Source organism: Saccharothrix longispora (genome assembly GCF_030852425.1).
GTDB classification, from domain to species: domain Bacteria; phylum Actinomycetota; class Actinomycetes; order Mycobacteriales; family Pseudonocardiaceae; genus Actinosynnema; species Actinosynnema longispora.
This window is the reverse complement of the sequence record NZ_NSDM01000001.1, coordinates 435376-451258: the sequence shown is the minus strand read 5'-3', so window position 1 is coordinate 451258 and position 15883 is coordinate 435376. Positions and strand designations below refer to the sequence as shown.

Genomic DNA, 15883 nt, shown 5'->3' with positions numbered 1-15883 from the left:
GGTGCGGAGCTCCCGGCCGACCCCCTCACCGGCGGGCGGAACGCGTGCCCGTCAGCCGTTGGCCAGCGCCTGCAACCGGTCGTAGGCGCCGTTGAACTGGTTCTGGTCGATGGGCGAGGACGAGTACTGCCAGATCGTGTAGATCGGCCAGGCGTACGGCAGGGTGCCGACCGAGGTCGCGTAGCGCGCCACCCACAGCGGGTTGGTGGAGCTGAAGTCGCCGCCGACGCACTGGTTCCACCAGCTCGTGGACGTGTAGATGACCGGCCAGCGGCCCGTGCGGGCGTGGTAGCGGTCGCTGAACGAGAGGACCCACGACGTCATGCCGGCCTTGCTCAGGCCGTAGCAGGTCGAGCCGTACGGGTTGTACTCCATGTCGAGCGCGCCCGGCAGGGTCTTGCCGTCGCGCGACCAGCCTCCGCCGTTGGCGATGAAGTAGTCGGCCTGCGCCGCGCCACCGGACCGGTCGGGCAGCGCGAAGTGGTACGCGCCCCTGATCATGCCGATGTTGTACGAGCCGTTGTACTGCTGGGCGAAGTACGGGTTGCGGTAGTTGGTGGACTCGGTCGCCTTGACGTAGGCGAACCGCTTGCCCTGGTTCCACCAGTACGCCCAGTCGACGTTGCCCTGGTGGCCGCTGACGTCGATGCCGTAGACGACGGCCTGGGCGCCCGGGTCGGTGTCGATCACGACGCTCCGGCCGTCCCCGCCCTCGTGCTTGCGGATCTGCGAGCCCATGGCGTGGTCGCCGACGGGTGCCGCGTCGGCGGACCTGGCGTCGGAGGTGGTGGGTGCGGCGGTGGCGAGGGCCGAGCCGGACAGGGCCAGGCCGACGACCGCGATCAGGGTCGTGGCGGAGCGGGCGAAGTTCTTCATCGGGACTCCTTGAGCCAGTGCAGGGGGTTGACTCGTTGGGCAGTGTGCCGCTCGTTTAACCAATTCACCAGGGTTCGTGTTAATTGGTCACGAAAACGGAGCAACGCCCGCCGAGCCGCCCCGCGCGCGGGCGGGTCCCGGTCCCGGGAGGAGGGGTGACGCCGGGGGTCGGTGCCGGGGGTCGGTGCCGCGGCGCGGCACCGACCCCCGTGCTGCTTCGTGGTCGTCGGGCACCCGGTCGGGCGGTCGGGGTGCGCGGACGGGTGTGCATCGCCATCGACGCCCCCGTTCGGTCGGCGGTACTGGTACGTACGGCCTAGATCGTCGGGCCATTCGCCCGTTCCCGCATCACGGGAGCCGATCCCGGGGCCCGCTGTCCGGCAGCCGCGACCGGGTGGGCCGCTACCCGTCCAGTCGGCGCAGCTCCTCCGGGGTCAGCCGGACGTGCACGGCGTCGGCCGAGTCGGCGATGCTCGCGGGCCGCGACGCGCCGGGGATCGGCACGACCTGCGGCGCCTTGGCGAGCATCCAGGCCAGGCACGCCTGCTGCGGGCTCACCCCGTGCGCCTCGCCGACCTCGGCGAACGCCGCGAACTTCGCGCCGAGCTGCCCGGCCGAGCCCATGCCGCCGAGCGGGCTCCACGGCAGGAACGCGATGTCCAGCTCCGCGCACAGCTCCAGCTCCGGCTCGCTGGAGCGGAACGCGGGCGAGAACTGGTTCTGCACGCTCGCCAGCCGACCGCCGAGCACGTCGTTCGCCTCGCGGATCTGCGCCGGGTCGAAGTTCGACACGCCCGCGAGCCGGATCTTGCCCTCGTCGAGCAGGTCGGCGAGCGCGCCCACCGACTCGGCGATCGGCACGTCCGGGTCGGGCCGGTGGAACTGGTAGAGGCCGATGGCGTCGACGCCGAGGCGGCGCAGCGACGCCTCGCACGCGGCCTTGAGGTACTCGGGCCGCCCGTCGAGGCCCCAGCCGCCGTCCGGGGTGCGGGTGTGGCCGCCCTTGGTGGCGACCAGGACGCCGTCGACGCCCTTGAGGGCCTCGGCGATCAGCTCCTCGTTGTGCCCGAAGTCGGTGTCGTCGGCCGAGTAGGCGTCGGCCGTGTCGATCAGCGTCACGCCCTTGTCGAGCGCGGTGCGGATCGTGTCGATCGCCCGGTCGCGCTCGGGGCGGCCGGACAGCGACATCGGCATCCCGCCCAGGCCGATGGCGCTGACCTCGACACCTCCGATACGACGAGTCAACATCGTGGACCTTCCTCCGTTGTGCGTCTTCGTGCCGTTGTGGTTCCCCACCAGCGTGGGCCGAACGCAGTGAGCTGTCCAACAGGAGGACCCGGTGCCGTTCAGCAGTACGGGTGATCCATCGTGGAGCTGCGCCGGCTGGAGCACTTCGTCGCGGTGGCCGAGGAGTGCCACTTCACCCGCGCCGCCCGCCGGATACGCGTCGCCCGGGTCGGGGCTGTCCGCGTCGATCCGCGCGCTGCTGGTCGGGGCACGTCGCGCGCTGGGCGCGATCGACGCGGCCCGCGACGCGGTGGCGGCCGTGCGGGACCTGCTGCGCGGCGCGCTGGCCGCGGACGGCGTCCAGTGCCTGCACGCCGTGCACCTGCCCGCCGTGCTGGCCCGGTTCCGCGAGCCGCACCCCCGGCGTGGAGATCCGGCTGCGCCAGGCCGGGGCGGCCGAGCTGGTGGACCCGGTCCGCGCGGGACGGCTCGACCTCGCCTCCGTCACGTCCACCCGGGTGGGTGACGACCTGGAGCTGTCGACCCCGTCCGCCGAACCGCTGGCCCTGGCGTGCGGTTCGGCGGACGGAGTTCGCGCGGCGCCGGTCGGTGCGGCCGGCCGTTCGTGGACCTCAACCCGGACCGGGGCACGCGCGACGAGGTGGACCGCGCCCCGACCACCGCCGGGGTGGACCGGCGGGTCGCGGTCGCGGTCGACGACGTCCACTCGCTGCTCGACTTCGCCGGCTTCGGCCTGGGCGTGGCGCTGGTGCCCCCGGTCGTTCGCGGGCTAGTCGACGCGGGTGGCCTTCGTCGAGGTGGTGGACGCGCCCCCCGTGCGGACGGTCGTGGCCGCCGCCCTCGGCGGGCGCGGCGGCGTCAGTCCTGCTGGACGTGGTCCGGCAGGACGGCGGGTCGCCCGTCGCCGGTAAGCGGCCACCCCTGGGGGGCGACGCGGTACGTGACGTCCGCCAGGGCCTCCAGCGAGCCGATCACCTTCGCCGGTGGCATGGGGCTGACGTGCAGGAACGTGGCGACCTGCGCGCCGGTGACGTCAAGTTCGCGGGCGAAGGCGACGTCCTGGAACGAGATGCCGCCGCAGAACCTGCCGTGCCGGAAGTCCACCCGTCCGTGGAACGCTCCACCGGAGAACAGAGCGGGCTTGGACAGCTCGACCTCCCGGAACTCGGTCATGCCGTAGAACTGGGCGCGCCGGGCGATCAGCCGGCCGAAGCGGCGGCCCGTCAGCCGGAAGTACACGAGGCTCGCCGCCGTCAGGTCCACCTGGTAGGGCGTGTCGTCGGGGTCGTCGCCCCACGGCAGCAGGTCGGTGATCAGCCGCTGCGCGGTCTGCCGCACCACCAGTTCCAGGTCGTGCTCGGCGCTCACCTCCTCCAGGCGCTTCTCGTGCGACAGGCCGGAGTACGCCCGGTCCGGGTCCTCGGGCCTCTTGCCGAACGCCGGGTGGTGGAACGGCCGTCGCAGGTAGGCGCACAGCACGTCCAGCACCGTCTGCTTGTAACGCGGCGCGGCCGAGGCCAGCCCGGCGAGCGCGTGCATCGCACCCAGCCTGACCTGGTCGGCCTCGTTGCCGAGCAGCTCCACGGCGCGCGCGAACCGCTCGTCCGCGACCTTCTCGCTCTCCAGCTCGTGCCGCGCCTCCTCGGTGCGGCGGCGGCGGTCGTTGAGCCACAGCGCGTACAGCGCGACGACCGCGCCGCCCGCCAGGCCGCCGGTCTTGATCGCCTCCGCCTTCGGCTGCTTCGGGTCGACCAGCAGCAGCACGGCGGTGGTGCCCACCGTCACCAGCAGCGCGGCGACCACGCTCACCAGCAGCAACCCGCGACCGCGCACCATCAGCTCCTCACCAGGCCGGTGCCGTCCGGGCGGCGCTCGACCACCCAGCCGTCCGGCAGCGCGTTCTCGTGGTCCAGCGCCACGTACATGCCGATCGTGGCCGCGGCCTGCGACCCGGCCGACCGCAGGTCCACCCCGCCCAGGAACCGGGCGCCGGTGACGTCGACGGGGCGCGCGAACACGGCGTCCGCGAAGCCCACCGGCGCGGTGAACCGCGTGCCCGCGAACTTGTTCGGCCCGAGGAACCGGGTGCGCGCGAAGTCGACCCGGTCGCGGCAGGTGAAGCGGCTGAACCACGCCTTGCCGTGGAAGGTCGTGTCGTGCAGGTACAGCCGGCCCTCGCTGACCGAGTCGGTGAACCACGCGCCGCCGCGGACGACCACGTGGTGGAACGAGTTCGACTCGGCCAGGTGGGCGGCGCGCACGACGAGGTCGCCGACCTGGCGGTGCGAGATGTCGAAGTACTCCAGGTAGGCCCTGGTCAGGTCGAGGTCGTAGCGCCGGGCGTCCGGCTCGTCGTCGCGCGGCAGCAGGTCGGCGACCAGCCGCTGCGCGGTGAGCCGGACCTCCAGCTCGCGCTCGTCGCGCGGCGCGTCCCCCGCGTCGGTGGTGGCGAACGGCCGGCGCAGGTAGGCGCACAGCACGTCGAGGACGGTCTGCCGGTACTCCTCCCGCGACCGCGCCAGGCCCGCGAGGGCGTGCATCGCGCCCACCCGCACCTGCTCGGCCTCGTGGCCCAGCAGCTCGACCGACCGGGCGAACCGCTCGTCGGCGACGCGGGACCGGTCGTGCTCGGCGCGCTGGTCCTCCAGTTGCTGCCGCCGCACCTCGACCGCCTGCCGGTCCTCGTCCGTCCGGCGCCTGCGGTCGTTGAGCCACAGGGCGTAGAGGGCGACGACGGCGCCGCCCGCCAGGCCGCCCGTCTTGATCGCCTCGTGCTTCGGCGCGCCGGGGTCCACCGCGAACAACCAGCCCGCGACCAGCAGGAACGCTCCGATCGACCCGATCAGGGTGGGGACGAGCAGGCTGTGCCTGCCGCGTTGCCGGACGACGAGCAGCACCGCCGCGGCGGCCACCGCGACCGCGCCCACGATCCAGAGGTACCTCACAAGGGGGTCATTCTCCCCGGCGGCGGGACGCGAGGTGATCGATCCGCGAACTCGGCGCAAAGGAGCGGTGTGCCGACTCACCGGGTTGGCCCATGATGTGTGGGTCACCGCAACGGCGGGGAATCGCGGCGTGAGGAGCAGGGGCTTGGAGAGCGTGGAGCGGCCCACCTGGGCGCCCGGGAACATCGACCTGGGTCGCCCCAGCATCGCGCGGGTCTACGACTACTGGCTCGGCGGCGCGCACAACTTCGCCGTCGACCGGGCGGTGGCCGACAAGGTGCTCGCCGACGTGCCGGTGCTCAAGAACGTGATCCTCAACCACCGAGCCTTCCTGCGCCGGGCGGTGCGCCACCTGCTCGCGCAGGGCGTCCGCCAGTTCCTCGACCTGGGCTCCGGCATCCCGACCGTGGGCAACGTGCACGAGATCGCGCAGACCGTGGACCCGTCCGCGCGCGTGGTCTACGTCGACGTGGACCCCGTCGCGGTCGCGCACAGCCGGGCCATCCTGACCGGCAACCCGCTGGTCAGCGTCCTCCGGACCGACGTGCGGGACGTCGACCGCGTGATGCGGTCGCCCGAGGTGGCCCGCCAGTTGGACTTCGACCGGCCGGTCGGCGTGCTCATGGTCGCGCTGCTGCACTTCATGGCGGACGAGGACGACCCGCACGGGGTCGTGGCCGCCTACCGGGACGCCGTGCCGCCGGGGAGCTTCCTCGCCCTCTCGCACGCGGGGTACGAGGAGGGCGAGTGGGACCCGGTGTGGGACGAGGCCAAGAGCACCTACAACCGCGGCGTCAGCGAGATCACCTACCGCTCGAAGCGGGAGGTGGAGGCGTTGTTCGAGGGGTTCGACCTGGTCCCCCCGGGCGTGGAGCGGCTGCCGCTGTGGCGCCCGGAGTCGCCCGACGACGTGCACGGGGGCGCCGACAACTTCATCGGCTTCGGCGCGGTGGGGCGGAAGCCCTGATGGACGCCGGACCGGGGGACGGGGCCGCCGCGGGGGTAACCCCGTCGGGTGAAGCGCCGACGGGTGAAGGCACACCCGACCGTGTTGTCGACTCCGGTCGGCGACCGGCCGTATCCTCTGCGGGTGTGGCGGTAGGCCGGCGGACATGACGGAACAGGTTGACCATCGGGTGGCAGCACCGGGCCGATCGAACCTCGACCCCGCCGTACAGGCCGGGGCGGAGTCGTTCGCGCGGACCTGGGCCACGGCGGTCATCGGCAGCAGCTACGTCCCGATGACCCGGACCGAGGTCGCCGAGCACCTGCAAGCGCTGACCGAGGTCCTGGTGCACGCGCTGCACGCGACCCCGTTCCGCACCGCGCCGGGCTACGAGATCGGCGCGCGGCTGGTCGAGGCGCACTTCACCGGCACCGACACGCTGGGCCGCACGGTCCAGCTGCTCGGCGACGACCTGCTGACCGAGCTGGGCGTCGTGCCCGACGAGCTGGTGCGCTCCCGCCTCGCCGCGCTCCAGGGCGCGCTGGCCGCCGGGTACGCCCGCGCGTTGCGCGAGCGCACGCTCGCCGAGCAGGAGGCGATCCGCGCCGCCGTGCTGGACGCCCGCGACCAGGCCGAGGCGGCGCTGCGCGCGTCCGAGGCCCGGTTCCGCGCGATGTTCACCGAGGCGGCCATCGGCATCGGCATCGCCGACATCGAGGGCCGCATCCTCGACGTGAACCAGGCGTTGCAGGACATGCTGGGCTTCAGCGTCGAGGAGATGCGGCAGTACAACATCCGCGACCTGATGCACCCGGAGGACGGTGGCAGCGTCTGGCGGCTGTACGACCAGCTCACCGCGGGCGAGTGCGACCACTACCGGGCCGAGAAGCGGTTCCGCCGCGCCGACGGCGAGCAGGTGTGGACGCACCTGACGCTGTCGCTGGTGCGCGACGACCACGGCGACCCGCAGTACCAGGTGGCGATGATCGAGGACGTCACCGACCGCCACCTGCTCCAGAACCGCCTGCGCTACCAGGCGCTGCACGACCCGCTGACCGGCCTGCCCAACCGCGCCCTGTTCCTGGAGCGCCTCGGCCGGGTGTTCAACAACCGCGCCCGGCTGCGCGCCGGCCTGTGCTACCTGGACCTCGACGGGTTCAAGGTGATCAACGACAGCCTCGGCCACGACATCGGCGACCAGCTGCTCGTCGAGGTCGGTCGCCGGCTCGACCTGTCGGTGTCCGGCGAGGGCAAGCTGGTGGCCCGGATGGGCGGCGACGAGTTCGTGATCCTGGTGGAGGGCTCGCGGGACACGCAGGACATCGTCGACGTCGCCGACCGCGTGCTGCGCGAGCTGGAGTCGCCGATCCGCATCGGCGGCCACGAGCTGACCGTGTCCGCGTCCATCGGCATCGTCGAGCGCACCCTGTCCGGCACCACCGCGGCCGACCTGATGCGCGACGCCGACATCACGCTGTACTGGGCGAAGGCCGACGGCAAGTCCCGCTGGGCGCTCTACGACCCGGACCGCAACGCCAAGGAGGTCGCCCGCTTCACGCTGTCCGCGACCATGCCCGCGGCGCTGGAGCGCGACGAGTTCTACGTGGACTACCAGCCCCTGGTGCGGCTGGAGGACAGCACGGTCGTCGGCGTGGAAGCCCTCGTGCGCTGGCAGCACCCGGAGTTCGGCCGGCTCGCGCCCGACCGGTTCATCGAGCTGGCCGAGGAGACCGGCCTGATCGTCCCGCTGGGCCGCTGGGTGCTGCGCAAGGCGTGCGAGCAGGCCCGCCGCTGGCTGGACGAGTTCGGCGAGGCCGCGCCGTTCGTGTCGGTGAACCTCGCCGTCCGCCAGTCCCGCGACCCCGAGCTGGTGCGCGACGTCAAGCGCATCCTCGACGAGTGCGCCCTGCCGCCGCACCACCTCCAGCTGGAGCTGACCGAGAGCGCGATCATGGGCACCGCCGACGAGCCGCTGGAGGCGCTGCGCGCGCTGTCGGACATGGGCGTGCGCATCGCCATCGACGACTTCGGCACCGGCTACTCGAACCTCGCCTACCTCAAGCACCTGCCCGTGCACGAGCTGAAGATCGCCGGCTCGTTCATGGAGGGGCTGCGCGCGGCCGACGAGGAGGACGCGGTCGACGCGCAGATCGTCTCCACCCTCGTCCAGTTGGCGCACGCGCTCCAGCTGGGCGTCACGGCGGAGGGCGTGGAGACGCCGGCGCAGGCCAAGCGACTGCACCGGATCGGCTGCGACACCGGCCAGGGCTGGTTCTTCGCCAAGCCGATGAAGCCCGAGGAGATCGACGACCTGCTGCGCCGGTAACCGCCGGGCCGGACCGGTTCAGGCCAGGTCCACGACCACCTTCACGTCGTCCTCGCCCTTCTCGAACGCCTCGGTGAAGCGCTCCAGCGGCACGCGGCGGGTGATCAGGCCGTTCAGCCACGCCGCCGGCGCGTCGGCCAGCGCGTCGGCCGCCGCCCGGTAGTCCGGCAGGCCCGCGTTGACGGTGCCGACCAGCGCCTTGTTGCCCAGCACCACCTCGTCGAACACGTGCGGGTCCAGCGGCACGGGGTCGTGCTCGCCCGCGATGCCCGCCAGCACGGTGACCGAGGCGCGGCGGGCGCACTCCCAGACCAGCGGGGCCACGCCGGTGCACTCGACCGCCACGTCCACGTCGACGCCGACCCGGTCGACGTCGGGGTGGTAGGTGGCGCCCAGGGCGGTGACGAGGTCGGGCTTGCGGCCGTCGGTGACGCGGTCCACCACGTGCACGTCGAGCCCCCGCTGCACGCCGAGCAGCGCGGCGAGCAGGCCGATCGGGCCGGCGCCGGTGATCAGCGCGGTGCGGACCGGCAGGTGGGCGCGCGCGGCGGCGGCCTCGGCCTGCGCCCACGCCTTGGCCACCACGGACGCCGGTTCGGTGAGGACGCCCGCGTCGCCGAGCCCGGCGTCGAGCGCGATCGCGAACTTCGGCGGCACGGTCCAGCGCTGCGCGCCGTAGCCGTCCAGCTCCTTGATGCCGCGCTCGGTGTAGCGGCCGTTGCGGCAGAAGTCCCAGGCGTCCACCGCGCACGCCGGGCACGGCTCGGGGTCGGGCCGCCGCACCACGCCCACCACCAGGTCTCCGGGCGCGAAGTCCGGCGTCGGGCTGCTGATCACCCGGCCGAGCGACTCGTGGAACGGCACCATCCGGTCCCGACCGGGCGGCAGCGTGCCGAAGCCGTCGCGGACGATCTCCACGTCCGTGCCGCACACGCCCGCCAGCAGGCCCTCGACGAGCAGGTCGCCCGCCGCCTCCGGTTCCGGCCGGTCGACGACCCGCGACTCGTCGGGCTCGCCCGGCACGACCTCCGCCGCCCTCACGCGACGCCGCCGCGGTCGCGCTCCTCGCGGGTGTGCCCGCCGAACAGCACGGCCGCGCTGTTGACCAGCGCCAGGTGGCTGAACGCCTGCGGGAAGTTCCCGGTCATCCGCCCCGACGAGGAGTCGTACTCCTCGGCCAGCAGCCCCACGTCGTTCGCCAACCCCACCAAGCGGTCGAACATCGCCTGCGCCTCCTCGCGCCGCCCGGCCAACGCGAGCGCGTCGACGTACCAGAACGAGCACGCCAGGAAGCTTCCCTCGACACCCGCCAGGCCGTCCACTTCGGACTCACCCGGCCCGGTCTCGTACCGGTCCACGAGGTCGCCGCGCTTGAGCACCCGCGCCACCGCCTCCAGCGTGCCGAGCACCCTCGGGTCGTCGCCGGGCAGGAACCCGACGGCCGGGATCAGCAGCGTCGCCGCGTCCAGCTCCGTGCCGCCGTAGTACTGGGTGAACGAGCCCAGCGAGGCGTTCCAGCCCTTGGCCAGCACCTCGTCGCGGACCTCGTCGCGCAGCTCCCGCCACCGGTCCACCGGACCCGGCAGGCCGAACTCCTCGACCGCCCGCACGGCCCGGTCGAACGCCACCCACAGCATCACCCGCGAGTGGGTGAAGTGCCGGTCCGGCCCGCGCACCTCCCACAGCCCCTTGTCGGGCATCTGCCACACCGTCTCCAGGTGCCGCATCATGCCGCGCTGCATGGCCCACGAGTCCGGCGTCTCGCCCAGCCCGCGCTCGCGCGCCAGGTGCAGGGCGTCCATGACCTCGCCGTACACGTCGAGCTGGAGCTGCCGGTACGCGGCGTTGCCGATCCGCACGGGCCGCGCGCCCTGGTACCCGGACAGCCAGTCGACCTCCCACTCGACGAGGTGCCGCTCACCGCCGAGGCCGTACATGATCTGGAGGTCCGCCGGGTCGCCCGCCACGGCGCGCAGCAGCCACTTCCGCCACGCCAGCGCCTCGTCGGTGCAGCCGAAGTTGTCCAGCGCGAGCAGCGTGAACGTGGCGTCGCGCAGCCAGCAGTACCGGTAGTCCCAGTTCCGCCCGCCGCCGAGCGTCTCGGGCAGCGACGTGGTCGGCGCGGCCACGATCCCGCCGGTCGGCGCGTACGACAGGCCCTTCAGCGTGATCAGCGACCGGCGCACGGCGTCCGCGTGCGGCCCGTCGTAGGCGATGCGCGAGGACCAGTCCAGCCAGAACGCCTCGGACCGCGCGACCTCGGCGACCGGGTCGACCGGCGCGGGCGGCTCGTCCGGCGAGTAGGCGAACTCCATCACCCACGACAGCCGCTCGCCGGCGGAGACCGTGAACACGGCCTCGTGGGCGCGCACCCCCGGCACCCGGTACGGCAGGCGGTCGCCGTACAGCGCCACGGCGGACGGCCCGGCGAGCGCGACGACGCACTCCTGCCCGTCCCGCTCGCCGCGCCGCACCCACGGCACCGAGTCGCCGTACGCGAACCGCAGAACCCACCGGAACGTCATCTCGACCTGCCCGGACACGCCCTCCAGCACGCGCACGACACGCGTGTCGGCGTCCCAGTGGTCCTGCTCGGGCGGCATCGTGTCGATCAGCCTGACCACGCCGTCGACCGTCTCGAACACCGTCTCCAGCACGAGGCTGCCGTCGCGGTAGGACCGCGTCACCGACCGGACCTCGCCCGTCGGCGTGATCCGCCAGTGGCCGTCGTCCTCCGTGCCCAGCAGCCGCGAGAAGCACGACGGCGAGTCGAACCGCGGCATGCACAACCAGTCGATCGACCCGTCGCGCCCCACCAGGGCGGCGGTCCGCAGGTCCGACAGCAGCGCGTAGTCCTCGATCAGCCCAGGTCCCGTGTCCGTCACGCCGCCGAGGTTACGGTCACCCGTTTGAGCGCGCTCGGTGCTGCGCACCCCACCCCCATGACCCCGTTAGGCGTGACGCCGACGATCGCGGCGCTGCTGGCCACCGCGCTGACCGTCCCCGGTCCACCGGCCACCTACGCGCCGGCCGACAAAGTGGGCTTCGGCACGGCCCGCCAGGCCGGGAGCCCGGTGTGGTTCACCCTCGGCCGCACGGGCCTCACCGAGGTCTTCTACCCCGACCTGAGCACGCCGGCGACGCGCGACCTGAAGCTGGTGGTCGATGGGCGGGAGGCGGCCGACCCGCGCACCGAACCCGTCGGCAGGCTGCGCTTCCGGCAGGTCTTCCGGGGCGAGGGGTGGCGGGCGTCGTTCACCTGGACCACCGACCCGGGCCGCGCCGCGGTGCTGGCGGACGTGGAGCTGCACGCCGACCGGCCCGTCACCGCGCAGGTCGTGTTCGACCCGAACCTGTCGCGCGACGGCGACGACGACTCGGCCGTGGACCAGCCGGACGCGCTGGTCGCCCGGGACGACCACGCCGCCGGCGCCCTGGTGTCCGACGAGGGCATCACCCCGCGCGGGTCCACCACCGGCAACGTCATCCAGACCGGCGACCTGCGCGTCGACGGCGTCCGCGACCGGCGCACCACCCTGTCCCTGGGGTTCGGGACCACGCCGCGGGAGGCGCTGGGCACCGCCCGGTCGTCGCTGGCGGAGGGCTTCGCCCGGCACGCCCGCCGCTACGACCGGGGCTGGGAGGACTACCTCGGGTCCCTGGCGCGGCCGAGGTCCGCCGACCGCGCGCTCTACGACACGTCGGTGCTCGTGCTCGCCGCCACCGAGGACAAGCGCAACCCCGGCGCGTTCGTCGCCTCCCCCGGCTTCCCGTGGGCGTTCGGCTTCGACCGGGGGATCGCGCCCGAGTTCGGCTCCTACGCGCTGGTCTGGCCGCGCGACCAGTACCAGGTGGCGAGCGCGCTGCTCGCCGCCGGCGACCGCGCCGCCGCCGACCGCGCCCTCGACTTCATGCTGCGGGTCCAGCAGCAGCCCGACGGCCACCTCCCGCAGAACACCCGCGTCACCGGCGAGCCCTACTGGACGAACGTCCAGCAGGACGAGCAGGCCGCGCCGATGCTGCTGGCCCACCTGCTCGGCCGCACCGACCGGTCCACACTGGACGGACTCGTGAGGGCGGCGGAGTTCATGGTGTCCCAACCGGACGCCCCGTTCACGCAGCAGGAGCGCTGGGAGAACCAGAGCGGCTACTCGCCCGGCACGATCGCCGCCGAGATCGCCGGCCTGGTGTGCCTGGCCGACCTGCTCCGGCGGGCGGGCGACCCGCGTGCCGCGCGGTACCTCGGCATCGCCGACGAGTGGGAGCGCCGCGTGGAGGAGTGGACGGTGACGCGCACCGGGCCGTTCTCCGCGAAGCCCTACTACCTGCGGCTCACCAAGGACGGCGAGCCCGACGCGGGCACCACCTACAACCCCGGCGACAACCACCCGGTGGAGATCGACCAGCGGGCCGCCGTGGACCCGAGCTTCCTCGAACTGGTGCGCCTCGGCGTCCGCCCGCACGACGACCCGGTCGTGCGCAACACCGTGCGGGTCGTCGACGAGCAGCTGAAGGTGGGCCGCTTCTGGCACCGCTACAACGGTGACGGGTACGGCGAGCGCGCCGACGGCGGCCCGTGGAACATCCATTCGGACGGCACCCGCACGTACGGCCGCACGTGGCCGATCTTCGCGGGCGAGCGCGGCGAGTACGAGCTGCTCGCGGGCGACCACCGCGCGGCCCGGGGCCGCCTCGCCGACATGGCCACCGCCGCCAACGCCGGCCGGATGCTGCCCGAGCAGGTGTGGCGCGGGCGCGGGACGACGTCGGCCACACCGCTGGCCTGGACGCACGCCCAGTACGTGCGGCTGGCGTGGTCGATCGACGCGGGCGCGCCGGTCGAGCGGCCGGCCGTCGTGGCGTGCCGCTACGCGGGCTGCCGCTGAGCGGGACCGGCGGGAGTGGACCTCGTGGGTGACGCCGATCCGCTACGTTCGGCCCATGCGCCGTGTCGTGCCGCTGCTCGCCGCCCTGGCCCTGCTCACGGGCTGCTCCGAGACCACGGGCGGTTCCGGGACCGCCGGCGGCCCCACCCCGACGAGCGCGTCGGGCTCGACCGCCCCGACCTCGGCCGCCCCGACCTCCGGGTCGAGCGCCGGGAAGCCCGCCGACCGGCCGAAGGCGATCGACCTCGGGAAGTCCGACCCGTGCGCGCTGCTGACCGAGGCGCAGCGCGCCGCGTTCGGCCTCGACCGCCCGCCGCGGGCGAGCACGTCCACCGTCTACCAGTCGCCGACCTGCGACTTCCTGCGCGGGGACCGGAAGTACGGCGTGCGCGTCACCGCCGTCACGACCACCGGCATCGCCTGGTACACCGACGGCAGCTTCGACGTGGAGGCGCAGGAGCTCCAGGTCGCGGGCTTCCCCGCCGTGCTCGGCAGCTCGCCGGAGGACCCCCAGACCTGCTACCTGGGGGTGGACGTCTCCGACGGGCAGATGGCCGACGTCCAGGTCGCCGGCTTCGAGGGCACGCCCCAGGAGGAGCTGTGCCGGCTCGCGCCGCAGGTCGCCGGGGCCGTCGTCGAGACGCTCGTGAACGGGTAGGACTACTCCCTCCGGAGGCGGAACCGCGTACCGGCGTCACGCATCAGAGCTAGAGTCGTCCCGAATGCACACGGTGGGGTGTGTGCGGCACTGAGGAGGGTGAGTCGTGTTCATCGCGGATGGTGGTGGCGGGGGTTCGACGCAGTCGCTCCCGGACTACAGCGGGACGCAGCAGAAGCTGAGCATCCAGCCCTCGGCGATCCCGGAAGCCCGCAAGGTGTTCACGGACGCGCTGGACCGCCTCGACGCCCAGTTGCAGGACGCCAAGCCGGCGCTGCGCGCGCGTCGCTGGGCAGGCGACCCGGTGAGCCAGGAGACGGCGGACAAGTTCAACCAGGACACCTTCGAGGCGGGCGACTCGGCCGCGCTGACCGCGATCCTGGCCTACCGCGAGCAGCTGCGGGGCGTCGTGGACCAGCTGACCGCCATCGAGGCCGACTACCGCCGCGTCGAGGGCGACAACACCGCGTCCTGGGGACGCGTCGAGAACCAGTGAACACCGTGACCAACGCACCCGAGGGGAGCGAGCACCATGGGTGACCACCGCTGGCGCGGTTACGCGCACCCCGAGCTGTACAACATGATCAACTCCGGTCCGGGCGTGGCGGCCTCCCGTCCCATCGAGGACAAGTGGAAGGCGCTGTCCGAGGCGCTCGGCGAGATCGACACGTCGATCCACCAGGGCCTGGAGAAGCTCGGCGCGAGCTGGGAGGGCTCCAGCGCGACCGAGACCCGGGCGGCCCTGTCGCCGCTGGGCGAGTGGGCCACCGACGCGCAGCGCGGCTCCGACGTGATGAAGACGTCCGCGCAGCTCCAGGGCGAGTACATCGCGGACGCCCGCAAGGAGATGCCGGAGCCCGTCCCGGTGACCACCGAGGCCCCGTCCACCGGGGACAAGCTCCTCGGCGCGCTGACCGGCCCGATCGGGATGATGCACGTCATCCAGCAGCAGCAGGACCACGAGCGGCAGGAAGCGGCGCAGGACAACGCCGAGGCCAAGGCCGTCGAGGTGATGAACAACTACCAGTCCAACAGCGAGTGGAACAGCGGCTCGCTGGGCGAGTTCGTGCCGCCGCCGAAGGTCGTCATCGACACGCCGCCGCCGGCGGGCGCGGGCGAGTTCAACAGCTCCAGCGCCGGGTACCGCAGCACGCCGACGTGGACGCCGCCCGAGCAGGGCGGCGGCACCACGCACGCGTCGTGGGCGCCGCCGTCGACCGGCACGCCCGTCGCGCCGGTCAACCCGGTTCCGGGCCAGCCGCCCACGGGCGGCACCACCAACCCGTCCTGGGCGAACCCGACGCCGAACCCCGTGCCGACGCCGCCGCCGTCGCTGCCCACCCCGCCGCCCGGCGCCAAGCCGCCCGTCGGCGGCCCGTTCCCGCCCGGCTGGACCCCGCCGAAGCCGCCCGGCAACGGTGTTCCGGTCCCGCCCAAGGGGCCCGGTGGCCCCGGCGGTCCGGGTGTCCGGCCCGGCCTGCCGCCCACGGGCGGTCGCCCCGGCCTGCCCGGTCCCGGCGTTCCCGGTGGTCCCGGCGGCGGTCCGCGCGGTGGCATGCCCGGCGGCCCCGGCCAGTTCCGCGGCATGCCCGGCGGCCCCGGCGGGATGCCCGGTGTCCCGGGCGGCCCCGGCGGGATGCCCGGCGGTCCCCACGGGCCCGGCGCGGCCGGTCGCCCCGGTGGTCCGGGCATGCCCGGCGGCTTCGGCCCCGGCGGCCCCGGCGGTCCGGCGGGCGGTCGTCCCGGTGCGCCCGGCGCTCCCGGCGCGGGTGGTCGTGGCGCCGGTGTGGCCGGTGGCATGGTCGGCGGGCAGGGCGCCAACGGCGAGGACGACATCGAGCACAAGGCAGCCGACTACCTGGTCGAGACGAACGACGTGTTCGGCGACGACCGGCTCGTCGCGCCGCCCGTGATCGGGGAAGTGCCCCAGCAGTAGCGTGGTGGTCGAGGTGCACGGGCCCGCGCCGTCCACGGCGCGGGCCCGTGCCCGACTTCGAG

At 73.7% G+C, this 15883-nt stretch carries 13 protein-coding genes and 1 pseudogene; 7 read left to right on the top strand and 7 right to left on the bottom strand.

Annotated elements, in window-relative coordinates; translation table 11 throughout:
- Nucleotides 1-51: 51 nt before the first annotated feature.
- The 3 genes from CKY47_RS02355 to CKY47_RS02345 form a co-directional block, all read right to left on the bottom strand.
- Complete coding sequence (locus CKY47_RS02355; protein ID WP_371320599.1) at nt 52-876, bottom strand: lysozyme; 825 nt, start codon at nt 874-876, stop codon at nt 52-54.
- Nucleotides 877-1278: 402 nt separating this feature from the next.
- Nucleotides 1279-2124, bottom strand: coding sequence for an aldo/keto reductase (locus tag CKY47_RS02350; RefSeq protein WP_306743914.1), 846 nt, complete (start codon nt 2122-2124; stop codon nt 1279-1281).
- A 172-nt stretch (nt 2125-2296) separates the two neighbouring features.
- Nucleotides 2297-2611, bottom strand: a complete 315-nt coding sequence (locus CKY47_RS02345; protein WP_306743913.1) for a hypothetical protein — start codon at nt 2609-2611, stop codon at nt 2297-2299.
- Between the two features lie 63 nt (nt 2612-2674).
- On the opposite strand from CKY47_RS02345, the pseudogene CKY47_RS36810 reads away from it, so the two are divergent.
- A pseudogene (locus tag CKY47_RS36810) lies at nt 2675-2857 on the top strand (hypothetical protein); the annotation flags it as partial.
- A 125-nt stretch (nt 2858-2982) separates the two neighbouring features.
- Here the strand turns inward: CKY47_RS36810 and CKY47_RS02340 are convergent.
- Together CKY47_RS02340 and CKY47_RS02335 are read right to left on the bottom strand one after the other, a co-directional pair.
- A complete protein-coding gene (locus CKY47_RS02340; RefSeq protein ID WP_306743912.1) occupies nt 2983-3960 on the bottom strand; it encodes a pentapeptide repeat-containing protein in 978 nt (325 codons plus the stop codon).
- The gene (locus CKY47_RS02335) at nt 3960-5069 is read right to left on the bottom strand and encodes a pentapeptide repeat-containing protein (protein WP_306743911.1); all 1110 of its coding nucleotides are present in this window, start codon (nt 5067-5069) and stop codon (nt 3960-3962) included. The genes CKY47_RS02340 and CKY47_RS02335 overlap by 1 nt, the downstream gene beginning before the upstream one ends.
- Nucleotides 5070-5199: 130 nt before the next feature.
- Between CKY47_RS02335 and CKY47_RS02330 the strand changes: the two genes are divergently transcribed.
- Nucleotides 5200-6036 (top strand): SAM-dependent methyltransferase, encoded by an 837-nt coding sequence (locus CKY47_RS02330; protein WP_306743910.1) that lies wholly within the window; start codon nt 5200-5202, stop codon nt 6034-6036.
- A 145-nt stretch (nt 6037-6181) separates the two neighbouring features.
- The gene (locus CKY47_RS02325; protein ID WP_306743909.1) at nt 6182-8341 is read left to right on the top strand and encodes a putative bifunctional diguanylate cyclase/phosphodiesterase; all 2160 of its coding nucleotides are present in this window, start codon (nt 6182-6184) and stop codon (nt 8339-8341) included.
- 18 nt (nt 8342-8359) lie between these two features.
- On the opposite strand, the gene CKY47_RS02320 is transcribed toward CKY47_RS02325, so the two are convergent.
- Both CKY47_RS02320 and CKY47_RS02315 read right to left on the bottom strand, forming a co-directional pair.
- On the bottom strand, nt 8360-9382 hold the full coding sequence (locus CKY47_RS02320) for an alcohol dehydrogenase catalytic domain-containing protein (protein WP_306743908.1): 1023 nt from the start codon (nt 9380-9382) through the stop codon (nt 8360-8362).
- Nucleotides 9379-11226, bottom strand: coding sequence for a glycoside hydrolase family 15 protein (locus CKY47_RS02315; protein WP_306743907.1), 1848 nt, complete (start codon nt 11224-11226; stop codon nt 9379-9381). The genes CKY47_RS02320 and CKY47_RS02315 overlap by 4 nt, the downstream gene beginning before the upstream one ends.
- A gap of 57 nt (nt 11227-11283) precedes the next feature.
- On the opposite strand from CKY47_RS02315, the gene CKY47_RS02310 reads away from it, so the two are divergent.
- The 4 genes from CKY47_RS02310 to CKY47_RS02295 all read left to right on the top strand — a co-directional run bounded on the left by CKY47_RS02310 (nt 11284) and on the right by CKY47_RS02295 (nt 15821).
- Nucleotides 11284-13227 (top strand): glycoside hydrolase family 15 protein, encoded by a 1944-nt coding sequence (locus CKY47_RS02310; RefSeq protein ID WP_306743906.1) that lies wholly within the window; start codon nt 11284-11286, stop codon nt 13225-13227.
- A gap of 55 nt (nt 13228-13282) precedes the next feature.
- Nucleotides 13283-13885: a DUF3558 domain-containing protein gene (locus CKY47_RS02305; RefSeq protein ID WP_306743905.1), complete on the top strand. Its 603-nt coding sequence runs from the start codon at nt 13283-13285 to the stop codon at nt 13883-13885.
- Between the two features lie 106 nt (nt 13886-13991).
- Nucleotides 13992-14381 (top strand): transcriptional regulator, encoded by a 390-nt coding sequence (locus tag CKY47_RS02300; RefSeq protein ID WP_306743904.1) that lies wholly within the window; start codon nt 13992-13994, stop codon nt 14379-14381.
- 36 nt (nt 14382-14417) lie between these two features.
- A complete protein-coding gene (locus tag CKY47_RS02295; protein ID WP_306743903.1) occupies nt 14418-15821 on the top strand; it encodes a PPE domain-containing protein in 1404 nt (467 codons plus the stop codon).
- Nucleotides 15822-15883: the final 62 nt, after the last annotated feature.